This is a genomic window from Arthrobacter sp. P1_D12 (genome assembly GCF_056406175.1).
The window spans coordinates 1-18,092 of record NZ_JBFUAR010000039.1 but is presented as its reverse complement, the minus strand read 5'-3'; the positions used below and the strand labels follow the sequence as shown (position 1 = coordinate 18,092).

Genomic DNA, 18,092 nt, shown 5'->3' with positions numbered 1-18,092 from the left:
GACGCCGCGATGATGATGCAGCTCGGCGCCGACGGCGTGTTTGTCGGCTCCGGCATCTTCAAGTCCGGCAACCCGGCCCAGCGTGCCGCCGCCGTCGTGAAGGCCACCACGTTCTACGACGACCCGGACGAGATCGCCAAGGCCTCCCGCGGCCTGGGCGAGGCCATGGTCGGCATCAACGTCGACGAAATCCCGCAGCCGCACCGCCTCGCCGAGCGCGGCTGGTAACTCAGCAGAACATCGGCGACGGGCGCGCCTAACCCTCTTGGCTTAATAAGAGAGACTGCAGAGGCTCCATAAGCGAGGCGCCTCGGCGCCGAGTTTGTGGAGAAGCAGTCGAACGCGGACGGCAGCACGCTGCCGCCGGCCGCCAGGTTCAGCCCGCCCACCTCCACAGCCGGGGCCGCCGCCTGTTTTAAGACATAAGAAAACCCCTCCGTTCCGGCCAAATTCGCCGGAACGGAGGGGTTCGTGGGGCCCCCTGTCGGATTCGAACCGACGACCCCCGCTTATCGCGGCGGGGTATCCCCGGCGGTCCCGCTGGTGCCCTGAACTAGCCTCTAACCAGCAATTTTGCAGCTATTGGTAGCGAAATCATACCCGCGTGGTCCTGGCAGTTCCCGTTCAAAGCGTGTCGTAAACGTGTCGCTGTTCGGATGTACGCATTGCGGCCAGCGCACAGACCGCGGCCCTCGAGCTCCGGAAGGATCGTCCTATGGGTCTTGATTGCCTGGTGGGTTGCACTGCGGCTGCAAGCGCCTCTCCGGCCGACTTCCTTTAGTATCGCCGCGTGCTTCCACCTCTACCTTCCTTGTGGGGGATACTGCTGCAAACTTCGCCTGACAGGCTCCTGACATACCGCCGGATCAATCACGGACATTGAGCGGCAGCGCAAGTTCATCCGAAAGGTGATCCAACTCGGCGAGACCAGGCGTGTCAACTCGAAGCGACTCGAGCACCCACGAGGCGAACATCGCCGCCATCGCTGTGAAATGCGCCGTTTGGCGCTCATGAGGGTCAGTTGCCTCGCTCAGGATTATGAACCGCTTTTCATCGTCCAGGTCCAAGAAGGCAGTTACCGTGTCGCCTGTTACATGAATGATCTGCGACTGCTGCATGTACGCGGTGCTGAACGTTGCGTTGAAGTCGATCTGATTAATCATGTCTGTGACGCGCGGCAGCCGTTTTCCCTTGCTCGTCATCGAGTCAAGCGCCGCGTCGATCTCATCCTGTGGTGTGTTGAGGTACTCCGTGACGGCTCGGAAGGCGCGTTGGCGGGAATGGTGGTAGCCATCAATCAATTGTCGGGGGCCGCTTTCATCGAAGTGCGCCCATTGTGCCGTCAAGGCATGCTCAAGGGCCTGCCGAGCGACGGCCACAGCCTCGCGAGAGCGCCCGGCGCGGAACAGAACCACATATGCGCCCGCGTAGCGTATCGCCTGCGCACAGAGGCCGTACACAGTTTGGAACTCCACTTGGTGTTCTACAGCGACCTCGAATGAGTCTGCCTCATGCAGCCGTCGCTCACGCTCTTCAATGAATTCCAACCACGCCTCGATGGTGGGTGGAGTCGAATATGGTGTAGTCACCAGCCAAGTATGCGTGGCTTTTGGGGGTGTCTCAGCGCAGCCAGGTTCCTGAGACTCCTCAGTTGGAGGTTGTGCCACGGTAAGGGACCCTTGCGGGCCGCACGAGGCGCCAAATAGCGCCGCGAAAAAGCCGCCATCTATCTCCAAAAGTCACACCCCAAGACGGCGCCTGAGGTCGAATTCGTTGCGCATCCTATCCCCGCTTTACAGGACACCAGTCTCTACGGTCATGACTCCGGAGGCTCACTAAGTACCATCTTGTTTGCCGCCCATGAGAGGATCCAGCCTGAATACTGAGCAGGACGCAGCCTTGCTGCTCGCCCATCTCGATTCCATCGGCATGAGTGGAGTCGGTGGCAGTGACACGCGGTTGGGCACATACTTCCAGTCGTATGGCGAGCCAGGGCTATGCTGGCTTTTCATACAGCAGCCACGCGGCTGGAGACGCTAGCCTCGATCTCTTGGGTGTGACTCGAAAGGGAGAACATGACTTCGTTTAAAGAACGCATCGCGGCTGCAAAGGATTCGGTTGTCAATGCCTACAAGGAGTCGGCTGCTGACGAGAAGGCCAAAGGAGAGGCGAAGGCTGCCGAGGAGAAAGCCAAGCGAGAGGCGAAGGCTGCCGAGGAGAAAGCCAAGCGAGCGACACTCATTTTGCAGTTGACCAGCGTCAAGGGCTTCTTGCGGCTGTACCCTGACTTCATAGAATGGAAGTTAGGCATCGGAGTTGCTGACGACGTCCAACGGATTCTGTACAGCGAAGTTAGCTCTGTAAGCATGGCGGGCTCCATCGCGCCACCGGGCGGCCTTACAGCAACTTTCTTGTCCGGTGGGATGAACGTTGCCATGGCGCCGAAGAAGAAGGCGATCATTCTGAATGTCGCCGGAGCCGCTCACACGTTTGAGTTCAGCGTAGAGAGCACCGAGAAGGTGCGCGAAGCGGTCGACCTCATCAGCCGGAAATCCTTTGAGGCGAAGACGAAGCTTACGCAGGCTCCTGCAACGAACGCATCGAGCTCCGCCGACGAGATCGCGAAGTTGGCTGCGCTGCATCGAGACGGCGTAATCACCGACGAAGAGTTCACCAAAGCGAAGGCCAGGCTTTTCGGCGGCGATTAGTCGCCGCCCCTCCAGTGGCCCAAAAGTCGCCCTTGGAGCGGTCGTGCGGAAGGCAGAGCCGCTCACTTCGCGCCCTGCTTGAGGGTATGACTCTCGTCGTCCTTGGCGGCGCAGTAGATCCAGCCCGCAAAAAGTTCGTAAGAAGTCCGCAGTAGCTCGACGCATCGGAACCGGTTACGGCATGTTCACGGCGTCGAGCAAGCGGGGGAAACAGTATGACTTCACCGGTATCTGGTCCCGGCAGGGCAAGGACCTCACCGGGCACTTTCCAGACCTGATCGCCGCCGCTGCGAAGCGGCCATCTGGAGAGACGGCCGTCTCGATTTCGAGGCGCTGCACCAGCGCATGCCCGCCCCGAAGGCTGCTTTGCCAGCCATCATCCGTGAGCGTCCTACGTCGTTTGCCGCGTTCGACGTCCTGGCCGTCGCCGGCCAGGCTGCGAGACATCGACGGCCACGAGTACGAGGAAACCTGGTTCGTCGACTGCAAGCACTATAAGCGTGGAGCGCCACCCGATGCTCTCCAGGGCACTCTCGCTTGGGCTGTGGCCGAGCGTCCCGCAGTGGTGCTGTTCATGACTTCCGGCTATCTCACCAACGGCGCGAAGGACTGGATCGCGGACTACCGGCGCACCAACCGACTGCCCTTCCGGATCCGCGTCTGGGAGAAGCCGCAACTCCTTAGGCTGTGGAGAAGAATTTGGACCTCGCCTTCCGCCACGACGTGGGCACGAGTCCGCTGCGACGGGTGTCCGAAATACTTAAGGCCGAGTCGGAGTTCACGGATCGGCTCTGGTACGGCAGAAAGCCCGCGGATGAGAACGTCCATCTCTACGATTGGGCGGACAACATTAAGGCGGGGATGCTTGCCGCTAAGCGCGTATGGAGCAGCAGTACGGCGTCGAAGAGTTGGCGAAGGACGTGGAGTCGGACTGGGGTTACCTGTCGGGCCGGATTTATGGAAGGAGGAACCGGTAGCCCTCCTGACGTCGCGTCGCTCAGCCTAGTTTCTCCTCGAGTCGGGCGTACGGGCGTGGCACGAGGTCCGCTGGTTGATTCAAGCCTTCATCTTGTGCCCTCCGGCCACGATCAGCTGTACCTTGAAGAAGCGGACGCCGCCGTCCACCGCCAAGCTGTGGCCAGGCCCACTCCTAACCGGCGCCCTGTATGGCAGTTCGACCTGGCGGCAAGGGCCAGGGAGGTGGGCTTTGGATCCCTCCGGGTTCTGGAGAAGCCCGGCCAGTCCTTTTCGATGGCACTCCCGGTCTCCTCCGAGCATTCAGCCCCCAACTCATCTACAGTTCTTGAGCGTGAGACCGCCATGCCAGACGGGCCTCCGGCTTGTCCACAAGTGTGGCCTCCAAGGCGAAATACTCTTCAGCGAGGATCCGCAGGGCCGGCTCATTCTGGCTGAAGGAATGCGCTAGGGGGCGCTCTGCCGGAACCCCTGTGGCCAGCCCCTTTCCTTTGTTTGACGAGGGTGACATGCCCCGACAACACACCTAAGGCGTTGCGGCGGTCAATTCAGAGCCAAAGCACCGAAACAGGCCGATTGGCCACTAGGATCAAGCTCATGCTGACGAGGAAACGGGCGATTCTCTTCTGCGCCGGTGCCATACTGGTTGCCGCCGCAGTCTTTATTGGGATGCTCGTGGCCAGAGCAACTGCGCCAGTCTCCGCTGCTGCTTCAGTCGTGACCCAGGCGCCCGAAAGCACGGCCGCCGCTGCCCGGCCGCTGGTTACCGCCGCCCCGCACACACTAACCGCAATTCCCTCGCCGTCCTTCACTCCAACCGCGGAGCCCTCGCCGCCGTCTGAGCCCCAGTTTAGTGAGCCGGCTCCTCCAGCGGCCGCGGCCCCCGTGGTCAAACGGGCACCGTCCCCTGCGCCTCCGCCAGCGAGACGAGTCTGTCCTTCGGGGTTGGTGAATGCGGCGCTGACGTCAGTGTCGTTCTCCCCGTATCAGTACGACGCCGGCAACAGGTCTGTGGTGACGGTCAAGGGCTCAGTGACGAACGATACGACAGCGGTAGTGACCGTCTGGGATGACGATGTACCGAACTGCCAGTAAGTTGCTCGGGCGGGGACCGCATTGGCCGGGTTCTGTCCGCCAAATCCGGACAGCCTCGCGAACATCGTGCAGGGTAGCCGCGCTCAAGCTAACAGGCCTCTTCCGCTGCCTGTTCAGCCGATCGACCTCACGTACCGGATTGCCGCCTACGTACAAGTCGTGCCTGATGGCGTAGGACATGATCTGCTGGAGCACCGTTTTTGCCAGCCGCGCGTTCGTGTGCCCCTTCCCTCCCACGACCAGCGACCGCAAGAAGCTGTCACAGGTGGAGGTGCTGATTTCATTGATCTTCAACGAGCCGAGCGCGGGCTCGATGAGTCGGTAGATGAGCCCTTCGTACTGGTCCCACGTCTGGCGCCGGATCCCGCCCGTGCTGCCAGTCGCGATCATGTTCCCGTTGTCGTCAACGACGACCTTTGGAACCTCGATACTGGCGAGCCACTTCTCGGCGACGACGTTCAGCGAGGGGTTCGCCGTTACTCGTCCGGCACGTTGCTGGTGCTCTTTCATGGACGCCAGCAGGGCTGTCTCTGCCTTGCCCTTGGTCGACCCGAACTTGCTGTAAGTCCGCGTGACACCGTCCCAGCCGCGGAGCCGACCGCTAGCCCGCCATTTTCCCGATACCTCGTCCTTCTTGGCTCTGACCGTTCCCCAGGCGCCAACCGGCAGGCTCGAGCGCCCCATCAGGCCGCAGCCTTCGAAGTCTTACCGATCCAGGCCTCAACAGCGGCGCGATCGTAGCGGACGACGCTATGGAGCTTCAGGGCCGTCGGCCCGATACCGGCGGAGCGCCAGTTCCGGAGTGTCTTGGGAGCCACCTGCAGCCAGTCGGCCACTTCCTCCGTGGTCAGGAGTTGCACCGCGTTGCCCTGGTCCGTTGCCGGTCCCAAGGTCTTTCTGCTTGTCTGCATGTGGTCTTCTATGCGCCGCACGCCGCGACGGGGCGTCATGGGTTTCCCCAAAGCGTGTCGTAAGCGTGTAGCGGCCACTTTTCGGGCATGAAAAACCCCTCCACTCTGGGCAGAATCGCCGGAATGGAGGGGTTCGTGGGGCCCCCTGTCGGATTCGAACCGACGACCCCCGCTTTACAAGAGCGGTGCTCTGGCCAACTGAGCTAAGGAGGCATTCCTGCTGCCTGACACAACTCCGGGCCACAAAATGGCGTGGATGTCAGGACGCTAGACAAGATTAGCCCACCGACGCCCGGTGAGAAAAACCCAGAGAAAAACGCGCAACGCCCCTCCCGCCCAGCGAAGGCCACAGCGATGGCCTATAGCGAACCCAAAGCAATGGCCCGGCCCCGGAACGATCCGGGGCCGGGCCATCAACTTGTGGCCTTTAACTGCGCGCCTTCAACGGCATGTGCCGTTGTGCGGTTACTTCTTGGCGTCGATCGCGGCCTGCAGGTACTGGTCGAACGGGGTCTGGGCGCTGTCGCCGACGCCCCACTGCTTGCCTTCAACGAACACGGTGGGCGTGCCGGTGATGCCGATTACCGTGGCCTCCTGGGTGGTGTGCTTCACCCACGGACGGTAGGTCTTGCCATCCACGCATGTCTCGATGCTCTTGGCCCCGGCGTCGGTGGCCAGCGTCTTCAGCTCGTTGTCGGAGAGTCCGGCGCTGCCTTCGGCCGGCTGCTTGGCGAACAGCAGGTCGACGAAGTCCGAGTACTTCTCCGGGGATTCGTTGACCACGCAGGCTGCGGCGTTGGCCGCGCGCGAGGAGTAGTTCGTGGTGGACCGGCTGTCCAGGAATCCGAGCGGGCGGTACTCCACGGTGATTTTGCCCTCGTTGCGCAGCTTGGTGAGCGTCTCGTTGTACTGCGCCTCGAAGTTCTTGCAGACGGGGCAGATGAAGTCGATGTAAAGGACCACCTTGACCGGCTTGCCGGCCTCAGCCTCGGCGCCCGGGGCCGTGACCGGAGACGGCGGCGTGGCCGGAGCGGACGGGAGGTCGGACAGCTTCACGGTGGCGGGATCGGTCTTCGCCACGTCGGTGTTCGCCAGCAGGGTGACACCGCCGTGGATGTTGCCGTTGGCCGGCGTGGGTCCCTCGTCGGCAACCGGGGCGTTGTTCTTGATGTTGGAGGTGACAACCAGCGCGACGATCACGATGATGGCGACGACGGCGGCAACGATGCCCCAGCCGATCAGCAGCTTGTTGCGCTTCTCCTTCTTCAGCTGCGCCTCGCGGATCTCGCGGGCTTTCTCGCGCGCCGCGGCAGTGCGCTCTGCCTTAGACAGTCGGGGTTCGTTTGCGGGGCTCATTGGTTCCTCGGGTCGTTCGGCCAGGGACGGTCCACTCAGTGGCAACGTCATCATTTTAGGGGAGAAACCCGAGAACTTGCGCTTTCAAGTTTCCCTTCCGCCTGCCCAACGGACGAATAGCCCGGAAGATTCCGGGCGGCTAGGGTTGATGGAGAGCCACGAGCGGACCCCAGGGGGCACCAATGCAAGCAACGGACAGCGCCGGCCACGGCACACAGAGCACCACTGACGCGGCGCGGACGGCCACCGACGGCGCCACCACCGGCGCCGCGGCAGGGGACCAGTTCGACTTCATGGTGGTGTCCAACCGGCTGCCCGTCGACCGCTGTTCGGCCGACGAGACCGGCTGCGAGGACGGCTGGCGCCGCTCCCCCGGCGGACTCGTGACAGCCCTGGCCCCGATGATGACGAAGACCGACGGCGCCTGGGTGGGCTGGCACGGCGCCCCCGACGAGACGGTCAAGCCTTTCAGCCACGGCGGCATCGACCTGATCCCCGTCCAGCTGAGCACCGAGGACATCGAGCTTTTCTACGAGGGCTTTTCGAACGCCACGTTGTGGCCGCTCTACCACGACGTGATCGCCCCGCCGGAGTTCCACCGCACCTGGTGGGATTCGTACCGGAAGGTCAACCGGAGGTTCGCCGACGCCGTCATCCGCCATGCGGCCGAGGGTGCCACCGTCTGGGTGCAGGACTACCAGCTCCAGCTGGTTCCCAAGCTGCTCCGGGAAGCCCGGCCGGATCTGAAGATCGGGTTCTTCAACCACATCCCCTTCCCGCCGCCGGAGATCTTTGCCCAGCTCCCGTGGCGCCGGGCGATCATCGACGGCCTGCTGGGCGCGGACCTGGTGGGCTTCCAGCGCAGCAGCGATGCCGGAAACTTCATGCGCTCCGCACGGCGCTTCCTTGGCGCGAGCGTCAAGCAGCAGCAGGTCCACGTCAGGGGCACCGACGGCGAAACCACCCACATCGCGAGGGCCCAGGCGTTCCCGATCTCCATTGACGTCAAGCAGATCAGCGAGCTGGCGAAGAAGCCGGAGGTTATCGAGCGGGCGCAGCAGATCCGCCGGGACCTCGGCAACCCCAAGACCATCCTGCTCGGCGTCGACCGGCTCGACTACACCAAGGGCATCCGGCACCGGCTCAAGGCGTACGAGGAACTGCTGCAGGACGCCAAGGTCACCGTCGAGGACGCGACCCTGATCCAGGTGGCCAGCCCCAGCCGCGAGCGTGTGGAGCAGTACCGCCTGCTCCGCGAGGAGGTCGAGGGCACAGTGGGCCACATCAACGGCACCTTCGACACCATGGAGAGCACGGCCGTCCGCTACCTGCACCACAGCTACCCCATCGAAGAGATGGTGTCCCTGTACCTGGCCGCGGACGTCATGCTGGTCACCGCCCTGCGCGACGGCATGAACCTCGTCGCCAAGGAATACGTCACGGCCCGGACAAACAACGACGGAGCGCTGGTACTGAGTGAGTTCGCCGGTGCCGCGGACCAGCTCAAACAGGCCCTGCTGATGAACCCGCACGACATTGACGGCCTCAAGGACACGATCATGAGGGCCGTCAACATGCAGCCGGCCGAGGCATCACGCCGCATGAGGGCCATGCGCAAGCAGATTCTGGACCACGACGTCGACCTCTGGTCCTCCGACTTCCTGAAAGCCCTCGCCGAAAAGGTTGTACGCGATGACTCCTGACGCCGCCGGAACTCACGACTCAGAGACCAACACTCCAAACACGGCCCCGCTCTCGCTCTCCCCTGAACTGCTGGCAGCCGTGCGCCGCGTCGCCGGCACCGGGCACCTGCTCGTGGCGATGGACTTCGACGGCACCATGGCACCGCTCGTGGACCATGCCGGCGACGCCCGCGCGCTCCCGCGCTCCGCAGCCGCCTTCGCGGCGCTGACGGAACTGCCCCGGACGACGACGGCGCTCATCTCCGGCCGGGCGCTGGACAGCCTGCGGGCCGTCGCCTCCCCGCCGGAGGAGACGCTGCTGATCGGCAGCCACGGCGCAGAGGTCTGGATGGGGCCCGGCTCCTCGGAACTCATGCTCGACGACGCCCAACGCGAACTCCTGGCCGAGGTCCGCCGGGAGCTTGAGGGAATCGTGGAACAGGCCCCGGGGACCCTTTTGGAAGACAAGCCGGCCGGCGTCGTCCTGCACACGCGGCTCGCGGCGGACGACGTCGCCGAGGACGCCGTCGCCGCGGCGCGGGCGGTCCTGCAGGACCGCAGCGGCGTCTTCCTCAAGTCGGGCAACCGCGTCCTGGAGACCTCCGTCGTGAACGCCTCCAAGGGCGAGGGCATTGCCTTCCTGCGGCAGGCTGCCGGAGCCACGGCCGTGGCCTTCGCCGGAGACGACACCACCGACGAGGACGCCCTGGCCAGCCTCGTCCCGGGCGATCTCGGGGTAAAGGTGGGGCTCGATTTCACCCAGGCTGAGTTCCGGGTGGAGGCGCCGGTGCACGTCTGCGAACTGCTGGAGGCCCTGCTGCGTGAGCGGAAGAAGGCCCTCAACTCCGGGAGCTAACGCGGGCTTACTGAGCGGTCAACCGGGCGTCGGTCACGACTCAGGCTCGTAGCCGATCAACCAGTGCAGTCCGTGACGGTCGAGGACCTGACCATCTGTCGCGCCCCAGGGCTTCGGGGCAAGGGGGTCGATTACCCGGCCGCCAACGGCGAGCTTGTCGAACCACTCGTGGAGAACTGCCGGTTCGGCGGTCCCCAGCAGCGAGAGCATGAGGCCTTCGGACCGGACGCTTTTCTCGCCCGCAGCCGCATCCGACCCCGCCAAAGCGACTGCGCCCTTCAGCTGTCCGTGGGCAATGGCATCCGGCGGGCCGTCGCTGCGGTTGAACTCCTCGTACGTGAACAAGGCAAGCTCTCCGCCGAAGACGTCGGCGTAGAAGCCAAGTGCTTCACGCGCCGTGCCGGGGAAACTGACATAGATCTGCAGTGCCGTCATGCGCACAGCATACCTACCCTTTTCTGGCGCCACGTGACGGACCCCACGTGTGACATCCGTAACTTTTTAGCCCATTTGGCATATATCTGACATACTCTGTTTGTGATGTGGCGCACAACTACCGTGCGGCGTCACTGGGTACTCCTCGGCTTCGGCCGAGGAGTATGCGTATGAAATCCCACAATTGAATTAACAACTGCATAAAACGACCATTCACTACGGATCGTCCGGCACGTACCTGCCGGTGAAGGGATTGATAACTGTGGCTACAGTTACTTTTGATAACGCAACACGTCTGTACCCGGGCACCGAGAAGCCCGCTGTTGACAAGCTCAACATTGATATCGCCGATGGCGAATTCCTGGTCCTCGTTGGACCCTCCGGCTGCGGAAAGTCGACCTCCCTGCGCATGCTTGCAGGTCTCGAGGACGTCAACTCCGGCCGCATCCTCATCGGCGACCGCGACGTCACTGACGTCCCGCCGAAGGATCGCGACATCGCCATGGTGTTCCAGAACTACGCCCTGTACCCGCACATGACCGTGGCGGACAACATGGGCTTCGCGCTGAAGATCGCCGGCGTCAGCAAGGAAGAGCGCGCCGAGCGCGTCCGTGAGGCCGCCAAGCTGCTCGACCTCGAACCGTACCTGGACCGCAAGCCGAAGGCCCTCTCCGGCGGCCAGCGTCAGCGTGTTGCCATGGGCCGCGCCATTGTGCGTAACCCGCAGGTCTTCCTCATGGATGAGCCGCTGTCCAACCTTGATGCCAAGCTGCGCGTGCAGACCCGCACCCAGATCGCGTCCCTGACCCGCCGCCTCGGCGTCACCACGGTCTACGTGACCCACGACCAGGTCGAGGCCATGACCATGGGTGACCGCGTCGCCGTGCTGAAGGACGGCCTGCTGATGCAGGTCGACACCCCGCGCAACCTGTACGACAAGCCCAAGAACGTCTTCGTGGCCGGCTTCATCGGCTCCCCCGCCATGAACCTGCTCGAACTCCCCGTCGTCGACGGCGGCGTGCAGTTCGGCGGAACCGTTTACCCGGTACCGCGCGACGTCCTCGAGGAAGCCCACGGCCAGACCGTGACCCTCGGTTCCCGCCCTGAAGACCTTGAGACTGTTGCCCAGGGTGAAGGTCTCCAGGTCGAGGTCGACGTCGTCGAAGAACTCGGCGCCGACGCCTACGTCTACGGCCACACCACGCTCGACGGCCAGAGCCACGACATCGTGGCCCGCGTCGACGGCCGCCGCCCCCCGATGAAGGGTGAGTCCATCTGGGTCCGCCCCCAGTCGGGCCACGTACACCTGTTCGACACCAAGACCGGCCTGCGCCTCGGCGACTAGTCCCCACCCACCGGTTCAGCTGACGGCGGTCCTCCCCTAGTGGAGGGCCGCCGTCGGGCGTTAACGGCCCTGCTTTAGGCGCGGCCCGCCAAATACGGAAGAATTGATTCATGACCGAGGAAACCCCATGACCGAGGAAAACAGTGCCCAGTGGCACGACGAGCCCACCGACTACGGTCAGATCGGGAAACTGCCCCGGTTCGAGGCCGCCAGCGCCAATGACGACAAGGCCGCGATGGTCTCCAGCTCGCTGAGCATCACGGCCGCCGCCACCGAGCCCGAGCTGCTGGACCTGCCTTGGCACATTGCCCTCGAGGACTGGCCGGCCGAATATCTGGCAGCCCTCCCCCGCGGCATCTCCCGGCACATCGTGCGCTTCGCCCACCTCGGCGGCTCCGTGATCGCCATCAAGGAAACCTCGGAGCACGTGGCGCGCCACGAGTACCACATGCTGCGCAAGCTCGCCCGGCTGGACGTTCCCGGCGTGGAGCCGGTGGCCGTCATCACCGGACGCACCACCCCGGAGGGCCGGCCGCTGAACCCCGTGCTGGTCACCCGGCACCTGAAGTTCTCCATGCCCTACCGTGCGCTCTTCTCCCAGATGCTGCGCAAGGACACCCTGACCCGGCTCATCGACGCCCAGGCCCTGCTGCTGGTCCGGCTGCATCTGATCGGCTTCTACTGGGGCGACGTGTCGCTCTCCAACACCTTGTTCCGCCGCGACGCCGGCGCGTTCGCCGCCTACCTGGTCGATGCCGAGACCGGCGAACTGTACCCGGATTTGTCCACGGGCCAGCGCGAGTACGACCTCGAAATCGCCCGCGTCAACATCGCCGGGGAACTCATGGACCTCCTCGACGGCGGCCTGATCGAGGAGAAGGTGGACCCCGTGGCCACCAGCGAACTGATCATGGACAGCTACCGGCGGTTGTGGACCGAGCTGACGGCAAAGGAATCGTTTGAGATCGGGGAACGCTGGCGCGTGGCAGCCCGGATCCGGCGGCTCAACGAGCTGGGGTTCGACGTCGAGGAATACGCGATCAAGACCACGCAGAACGGCTCCACCATCCAGCTCCAGCCGAAGGTCGTCGACGCCGGGCATCACCAGCGCCGACTGCTGCGCCTGACCGGCCTGGACGCCCAGGAAAACCAGGCCCGCCGGCTCCTGAACGACATGGACTCATTCCGGGCGGACAACAACCCGGGCATGGACGAGGAATACAGCGCGCACCTGTGGGTCAGCCAGATCTTCGAACCGATCGTCCGGGCCATCCCCCGCGACCTCTCCGGCAAGCTCGAGCCGGCCGAGGCGGTGCACGAGGTCCTGGAGCACCGCTGGTACATGTCCGAGAAGGAGAACCGGCACATCCCCCTGGCGGAGGCCGTCCAGTCCTACATCGACAACGAACTCCGCCACCGCCGGGACGAGGCCGCGATCATGCTCAACCCGGACACGGGGTTGCTCAAGATCCTTGAGGTGGAGACCGAGGAATCACGCTACGGCGCCGACGAATCCGTGGACGAATACCCCGACTCCGACGACTAAGCTGCGTGCCCGGCGGGTTGCGGCATGCCAGGGTTAAATCGCTTCAGCTAAATCGCCTTGCCGGGGTTCAGGATCCCGGCCGGATCGAAGAGTTCCTTGATCCGGCGCTGCAGCTCACGCACGGGTTCCTTCTGCTCCAGGCCGAGCCAGCGCAGTTTGTACTGCCCGATCCCGTGTTCGCCGGTGATCGTGCCGCCCATGGCCAGGGCCACGGCAATCGACCGGTCCAGGGCGGCGCCCAGGCGGGCCATGGCATCGGGGTCCACGGCATTGTCCACCCTGTCGACCCAGAAAGTGGGGTGCAGGTTGCCGTCACCGGCGTGTGCCACGACTTTGAGCTGCACCCGGTACTCCGCCGCCATGGCCTCGAGCTCGGCGACGTAATCCACCAGCCGCGAACGCGGCACGGCCACGTCCTCGCCCACCCGGTATTCGTCGTCCACCTCGGTCCCTCGGCTGTTGCGGCGCAGTTCGACAAGCTCCTCTGCCTCCGCGTTGGCCTCCATGGTCACCACCGCGCCTCCCGCCACCAGGACCGGGCGGATGGCCGCGGCTTCCGCTGCCGCGCCGAAGCCGTCGGTCTGGATCAGCAGCAGGGATGCCCCGCGCGCGGCCAGGTCCGAGCCGTGGAGGTCATCGAGTTGGGCGAGCGAGCCGCCGTCGAGCAGTTCCATGATGGCCGGCTGCACGCGGGCCCTGCCCACGGCGAGGACCCCGGCCGCGGCGCTGCGGAAGTCCGGGTAGAAGGCGGCGATGGTGTGTACGTCGCGCGGCAGGTACTTCAGCCGCACGGTGACACCGACCACGATCCCCAGGGTCCCCTCCGAGCCGACGAAAAGCCCGGTGAGGTCATAGCCGGCAACGCCCTTGAAGGTCTGGTGGCCGGTGTGGATGAGGGAGCCGTCCGCGAGGACGACGTCGAGCGCCAGGACAGAGTCGCGGGTCACCCCGTACTTCGCGCAGCGCAGCCCGCCGGCGTTGGTGGCCACGTTGCCGCCGATGGTGGACATCTTGAAGCTCGCAGGATCCGGGGCATACATGAGCCCGTGCACGGCGGCGGCCGCATTCAGGTCGGCGTTAATGACGCCGGGTTCCACGACTGCGGTCTCGTCGTCCGGGTTGAGGTCCAGGATGCGGTTCATCCCCTCGAGCGTGAGCACCACGCAGCCCGCGCTCGCGTGGGCGCCCCCGGAGACCCCGGTACCGGCCCCGCGCGCCACAAGCGCGACGCTAAGGGCGGCGCAGGCACGCACAGTTGCCTGCACGTCGGCCACCGATTCGGCGCGGACCACCGCCTGCGGGAGCTGATAGTCCAGGACGGGAGCCTGGTCCACGGCATAGGCGGCCAGGGTGGTCGCGTCCACGGCAATTTTCTCCGCGCCCAGGGAAGAGGTCAGCTCATCGATGATGCTGCGCATGCGGTCTCCAGTTCGGTCGAATCCGGATCCCAGTCTAAGGCCGCGCATTGTCGGTGATGCGGCTCACAGTTGCAAGCGCTTCCAGCTATGGGCGGGATAGTCCAGTTGGTGGTCGAAATTGCCGCCAAAATGTGACTGGAAGCGTTTTCATATTCCGGCATGGGAGCCCTAGTATTGCCGTCATGTCCGTTGATTCAGTTCTCCTCGCCCCCGCCCCGCTGGCCGGACCCCTGACGGGTCCGCTGACCCCCGTGCACGCCGCAGACCACATTCCGGGATGGTGGCGCTCCGCTGTCATCTATCAGGTCTATCCGCGCTCGTTCCGGGACCTGAACGGCGACGGCATCGGCGATCTCGCCGGAATCACGGCGGAACTGCCCTGCCTTGCGGAACTGGACATCGACGCCGTCTGGCTTTCGCCCTTCTACCGGTCCCCGCAGCGCGACGCCGGCTACGACGTCAGTGACTACTGCGACGTCGACCCCCTGTTCGGCACCCTGGACGATTTCGCCGCCATGATGGCAGAGGCCACCCGGCTGGGAATGCGGATGATTGTTGACCTGGTGCCCAACCACTGCTCGGACCAGCACCACGCTTTCCAGGCTGCCCTAGCCGCGCCTGCCGGCAGCCCGGAGCGGGACATGTTCATCTTCCGAGACGGCCGGGGAGCATTCGGCGAGGAGCCGCCGAACAACTGGCAGTCCCACTTTGGCGGTTCAGCCTGGACCCGGATCACCGAACCGGACGGCGCCCCCGGGCAGTGGTACCTGCACCTCTTCGACTCCTCCCAGCCGGACTTCAACTGGGACAACCGCGCCGTCCATGAAGAATTCGAACGGGTCCTGCGCTTCTGGCTGGACCGCGGGGTCTCCGGCTTCCGGGTGGACGTGGCGCACGCCCTCGTGAAGGCCCCGGGCCTGCCCGAGTGGGGCGGACGGGCGGACGGCAGCAGCTCCCACGGCTTCCCCGGAAGCGACGCTCCGATGTTTGGCCAGCCCGCGCTCCACGACATCTACCGGCGGTGGCGTCAGATTCTCGCCGAGTACGGCCCCGACCGGATCCTCTGCGCCGAGGCAAACGTGGACCCGCTCCCCCGGCTCGCCGATTGGGTGCGCCCGGACGAAATGCATCAGGCCTTCAATTTCCCCTACCTGCACGCGGGCCTGGACGTGCACCGGATGCGCCACATCGTCACGGAGTCACTGACGGCACTGGACGCCGTCGCCGCGCCCAGCACGTGGGTGCTCTCCAACCACGACGTCGTCCGCCACGCCACCCGCTTCGGGTACGACGGCCAGGCTCCGCGCGACGGTGACGGAATCGGCACCTGGGATCCGCAGCCGAACGAGGAGCTCGGACGATCCCGGGCGGCCGCGGCGTCCCTGTTCATGCTGGGGCTGCCCGGCGGGGCCTACCTCTACCAGGGTGAAGAGCTTGGCCTGCCGGACGGGATCGACATCCCGGACACCCGCCGCCAGGACCCCACGTTCGCCCGCACCGGCGGCGCACGGCTGGGCCGCGACGGCTGCCGTGTTCCGCTGCCCTGGCGGGCCGGGGAACGTAACGCCGGATTCGGCCACGGGCAGGACCCCTGGCTGCCGCAGCCGGAAAGTTTCTCACGGCTGGCCCGGGATGTGCAGTCCGCTTCGCCGTCGTCGCATCTGAGCCTCTACAAGCGCATGCTGGAACTGCGCCGCCGGCTCGACCTTGGCCGCGGCTCGCTGTCCTGGTACGAGGACCTCTGCACCGATACGAGCCTTGCCTTCCTCAACGGCTCCACGCTGGTCCTGCTGAATGTCGGGTCCGAGCCCCTGGAGCTGCCCGCCGGACGGGTGCTGCTGCGCAGTTCAACGCCCACGGGTGCCGGCTACGACCCCGGGGACATGGCCGGCGGGGGCGATCCGTTAGGCTCAGGTGAAGCTGTTTGGCTGGAAATCTATCTCGAGGACACGGAGGGCTAGGCATGCCCGGCATCAAGGACGTCGCGGAACGGGCCGGCCTCTCCATCGCCACCGTTTCGCGCGCCTTGAGCGGCAAGGGCAATGTCTCGCCGCGTAGCCGGGAGCGGGCCCGCACCGCCGCCGCAGAGCTCGGTTTCGTCGCGTCGTACCAGGCCTCCGGACTGGCCTCCGGACGGACCCACAATGTGGGCCTCGTTGTCCCTTCCGTCCACCGGTGGTTCTTTTCCTCGGTGGTCGAAGGTGTCTCGGCGACCCTGCTGGATGCCGGCTACGACCTCACGCTGTACAACGTCAGCCAGGGCCGGGAGCGCCGCCACAGTGTGCTGAACGACTTCCTCCTGCGCAAACGCGTGGATGCCGTGATCGCCGTGTCGCTGGAGCTCTCCGAGGCCGAGATCGACCAGCTGCTGGCCATCCATCGCCCCATCGTGGGGATCGGCGGCCCATTACCCGGGGCGTCGACCATCCGCATCAATGACGCCGGTATTGCGGAGGCCGCGGCCCGGCACCTCATCCAGCTTGGCCACAGCAAAATTGCCCACATGACCGGCGATGCCGCCTACGAGCAGGACTTCCGCCTTCCCGGCACGCGCCAGGCGGGGTTCAAGAAGGCCATGCGGGACGCCGGACTGGTGGTCCGGCCGGAATGGCAGGTCTCCGCCGATTTCACGATCCGGGGCGCCTACGCCAACGCCCGTGAGCTGCTCGGCGGCTCTCCGGAGCGTCCCACGGCCGTCTTTGCCGCCTCGGACGAGATGGCGATCGGCACGATCCTCGCTGCCCGGGATTTCGGGTTGCGGGTGCCGCAGGATCTCTCCGTCATCGGCATCGACGGCCATGAGCTGGGTGAAGTCTTCGGGCTGACCACGATCGATCAGGACGCGCGGGGCCAGGGTGCGTTGGCCGTGCGGCGTTTGCTGGCCAGGCTCGACGGCGCCGGAGACACGGCGGCCGCGCACACCGAATACCCCACGCGCTTCATCATCCGCTCCAGCACCGCTGTTCCGCCCGTCGACCAGGGACCTTTGCGCGCCTAGGTCCGGGCTAGGTCCGGGCCTGCCGGGCCTGACCGCCGGGTCTGTCCGCCAGTAGGGACGAACGCGCCTCTCCCAGGAGCCGCTCAGGCCTCGGGGCTGTCCGCGCCGGCGCCGCCCATGAACCGAACGAAGCGGTCCAGGACGGCGGGCCAGCCTGCCGCATATTCCGCCCGGGCTGCCGCGGGGTCCTCAGCGCCCTCCCAGCCGCTGTGAACCAGGCGGAGCTCTGTCCCCTCGCCTACCGCCCTGAACGCCACCCGGAGCTCTGTGGACCACATGGCAGTGGTTCCCGGGTGCCAGCTGGCGTGGAAGGACATTGGGGGCTGCCAGTCGTCAATCGATCCCCAAACAGCCGTCCGGCCGTCATCCGAGGACTCCATGATCAGGTTCTCCTCGAACTCGACATAGGAGCCGGCGCCATAGACGCTGTGGTCCTCGAGCGGCCACCAGAGGTGCGTGTGTTCCGTGAATCCCATGAAGGCCCGGGCAACTGCGCCCGGCACCACAACGCTGACGACGACGGGATCGAGTTCGTCCGCCGCGGCAGGTTCCGGCGCTCCGGAGGGAGCGTGGCTGAAGAGGTTATCCATGGGCAACAACTCTACCCGCGCGGGCAGTTCCCTGATCCAGGGGCGGCTGACGGCGGCTGTGGCGTTGTTCCCCGACGCTCCCTCACGTTTGGCGGGGTGTGGCGGGATGCTCCCGCAGGTGTTGCGGGGACCCCGGGCTGAATGACGGGTTAAATGCGGGAGGACCCCCACCTGGTG

General features: G+C 65.3%; 14 protein-coding genes, 1 tRNA gene and 1 pseudogene. 8 read left to right on the top strand and 8 right to left on the bottom strand.

What is annotated here, in order from left to right; translation table 11 throughout:
• Nucleotides 1-228 (top strand): annotated as a pseudogene (locus AC1DZV_RS21340) (pyridoxal 5'-phosphate synthase lyase subunit PdxS); the annotation flags it as partial.
• A gap of 638 nt (nt 229-866) precedes the next feature.
• On the opposite strand, the gene AC1DZV_RS21335 reads toward AC1DZV_RS21340, so the two are convergent.
• Nucleotides 867-1,589 (bottom strand): DUF5677 domain-containing protein, encoded by a 723-nt coding sequence (locus AC1DZV_RS21335; RefSeq protein WP_476952264.1) that lies wholly within the window; start codon nt 1,587-1,589, stop codon nt 867-869.
• 486 nt (nt 1,590-2,075) lie between these two features.
• Here AC1DZV_RS21335 and AC1DZV_RS21330 point away from each other — a divergent pair, with 486 nt between their 5' ends.
• The gene (locus AC1DZV_RS21330) at nt 2,076-2,708 is read left to right on the top strand and encodes an SHOCT domain-containing protein (RefSeq protein ID WP_476952265.1); all 633 of its coding nucleotides are present in this window, start codon (nt 2,076-2,078) and stop codon (nt 2,706-2,708) included.
• 2,004 nt (nt 2,709-4,712) lie between these two features.
• Here AC1DZV_RS21330 and AC1DZV_RS21325 read toward each other — a convergent pair.
• From AC1DZV_RS21325 to AC1DZV_RS21310, 4 genes are all read right to left on the bottom strand, one after another.
• A complete protein-coding gene (locus tag AC1DZV_RS21325; protein WP_476952266.1) occupies nt 4,713-5,462 on the bottom strand; it encodes a tyrosine-type recombinase/integrase in 750 nt (249 codons plus the stop codon).
• The gene (locus tag AC1DZV_RS21320; RefSeq protein WP_476952267.1) at nt 5,462-5,689 is read right to left on the bottom strand and encodes a helix-turn-helix transcriptional regulator; all 228 of its coding nucleotides are present in this window, start codon (nt 5,687-5,689) and stop codon (nt 5,462-5,464) included. The genes AC1DZV_RS21325 and AC1DZV_RS21320 overlap by 1 nt, the downstream gene beginning before the upstream one ends.
• A 136-nt stretch (nt 5,690-5,825) precedes the next feature.
• Nucleotides 5,826-5,902 (bottom strand) — tRNA-Thr (locus AC1DZV_RS21315).
• Nucleotides 5,903-6,154: 252 nt separating this feature from the next.
• Nucleotides 6,155-7,045, bottom strand: coding sequence for a DsbA family protein (locus AC1DZV_RS21310; RefSeq protein WP_476944605.1), 891 nt, complete (start codon nt 7,043-7,045; stop codon nt 6,155-6,157).
• Between the two features lie 293 nt (nt 7,046-7,338).
• Between AC1DZV_RS21310 and AC1DZV_RS21305 the strand changes: the two genes are divergently transcribed.
• Complete coding sequence (locus AC1DZV_RS21305; protein ID WP_476952274.1) at nt 7,339-8,748, top strand: alpha,alpha-trehalose-phosphate synthase (UDP-forming); 1,410 nt, start codon at nt 7,339-7,341, stop codon at nt 8,746-8,748.
• Nucleotides 8,738-9,583: a trehalose-phosphatase gene (gene otsB, locus AC1DZV_RS21300; RefSeq protein WP_476954521.1), complete on the top strand. Its 846-nt coding sequence runs from the start codon at nt 8,738-8,740 to the stop codon at nt 9,581-9,583. The genes AC1DZV_RS21305 and otsB overlap by 11 nt, the downstream gene beginning before the upstream one ends.
• 33 nt (nt 9,584-9,616) lie before the next feature.
• On the opposite strand, the gene AC1DZV_RS21295 is transcribed toward otsB, so the two are convergent.
• Nucleotides 9,617-10,018 carry a VOC family protein gene (locus AC1DZV_RS21295; protein ID WP_476952269.1) on the bottom strand — a complete coding sequence of 134 codons (402 nt, stop codon included), beginning with the start codon at nt 10,016-10,018 and terminating at the stop codon, nt 9,617-9,619.
• A 262-nt stretch (nt 10,019-10,280) separates the two neighbouring features.
• Here AC1DZV_RS21295 and AC1DZV_RS21290 point away from each other — a divergent pair, with 262 nt between their 5' ends.
• Nucleotides 10,281-11,363 (top strand): ABC transporter ATP-binding protein, encoded by a 1,083-nt coding sequence (locus AC1DZV_RS21290; protein WP_018775851.1) that lies wholly within the window; start codon nt 10,281-10,283, stop codon nt 11,361-11,363.
• A gap of 127 nt (nt 11,364-11,490) precedes the next feature.
• Nucleotides 11,491-12,909 carry a DUF4032 domain-containing protein gene (locus AC1DZV_RS21285; protein WP_476952270.1) on the top strand — a complete coding sequence of 473 codons (1,419 nt, stop codon included), beginning with the start codon at nt 11,491-11,493 and terminating at the stop codon, nt 12,907-12,909.
• Nucleotides 12,910-12,956: 47 nt separating this feature from the next.
• Here AC1DZV_RS21285 and AC1DZV_RS21280 read toward each other — a convergent pair whose 3' ends face one another.
• Nucleotides 12,957-14,327 (bottom strand): FAD-binding oxidoreductase, encoded by a 1,371-nt coding sequence (locus AC1DZV_RS21280; RefSeq protein WP_476952271.1) that lies wholly within the window; start codon nt 14,325-14,327, stop codon nt 12,957-12,959.
• Between the two features lie 182 nt (nt 14,328-14,509).
• Between AC1DZV_RS21280 and AC1DZV_RS21275 the strand changes: the two genes are divergently transcribed.
• Nucleotides 14,510-16,288, top strand: coding sequence for a glycoside hydrolase family 13 protein (locus AC1DZV_RS21275; protein ID WP_476952272.1), 1,779 nt, complete (start codon nt 14,510-14,512; stop codon nt 16,286-16,288).
• Between the two features lie 2 nt (nt 16,289-16,290).
• Nucleotides 16,291-17,325, top strand: a complete 1,035-nt coding sequence (locus AC1DZV_RS21270; RefSeq protein ID WP_028278080.1) for a LacI family DNA-binding transcriptional regulator — start codon at nt 16,291-16,293, stop codon at nt 17,323-17,325.
• Between the two features lie 83 nt (nt 17,326-17,408).
• Here AC1DZV_RS21270 and AC1DZV_RS21265 read toward each other — a convergent pair whose 3' ends face one another.
• Nucleotides 17,409-17,915, bottom strand: coding sequence for an SRPBCC domain-containing protein (locus AC1DZV_RS21265; RefSeq protein ID WP_476952273.1), 507 nt, complete (start codon nt 17,913-17,915; stop codon nt 17,409-17,411).
• Between the last annotated feature and the right edge of the window lie 177 nt (nt 17,916-18,092).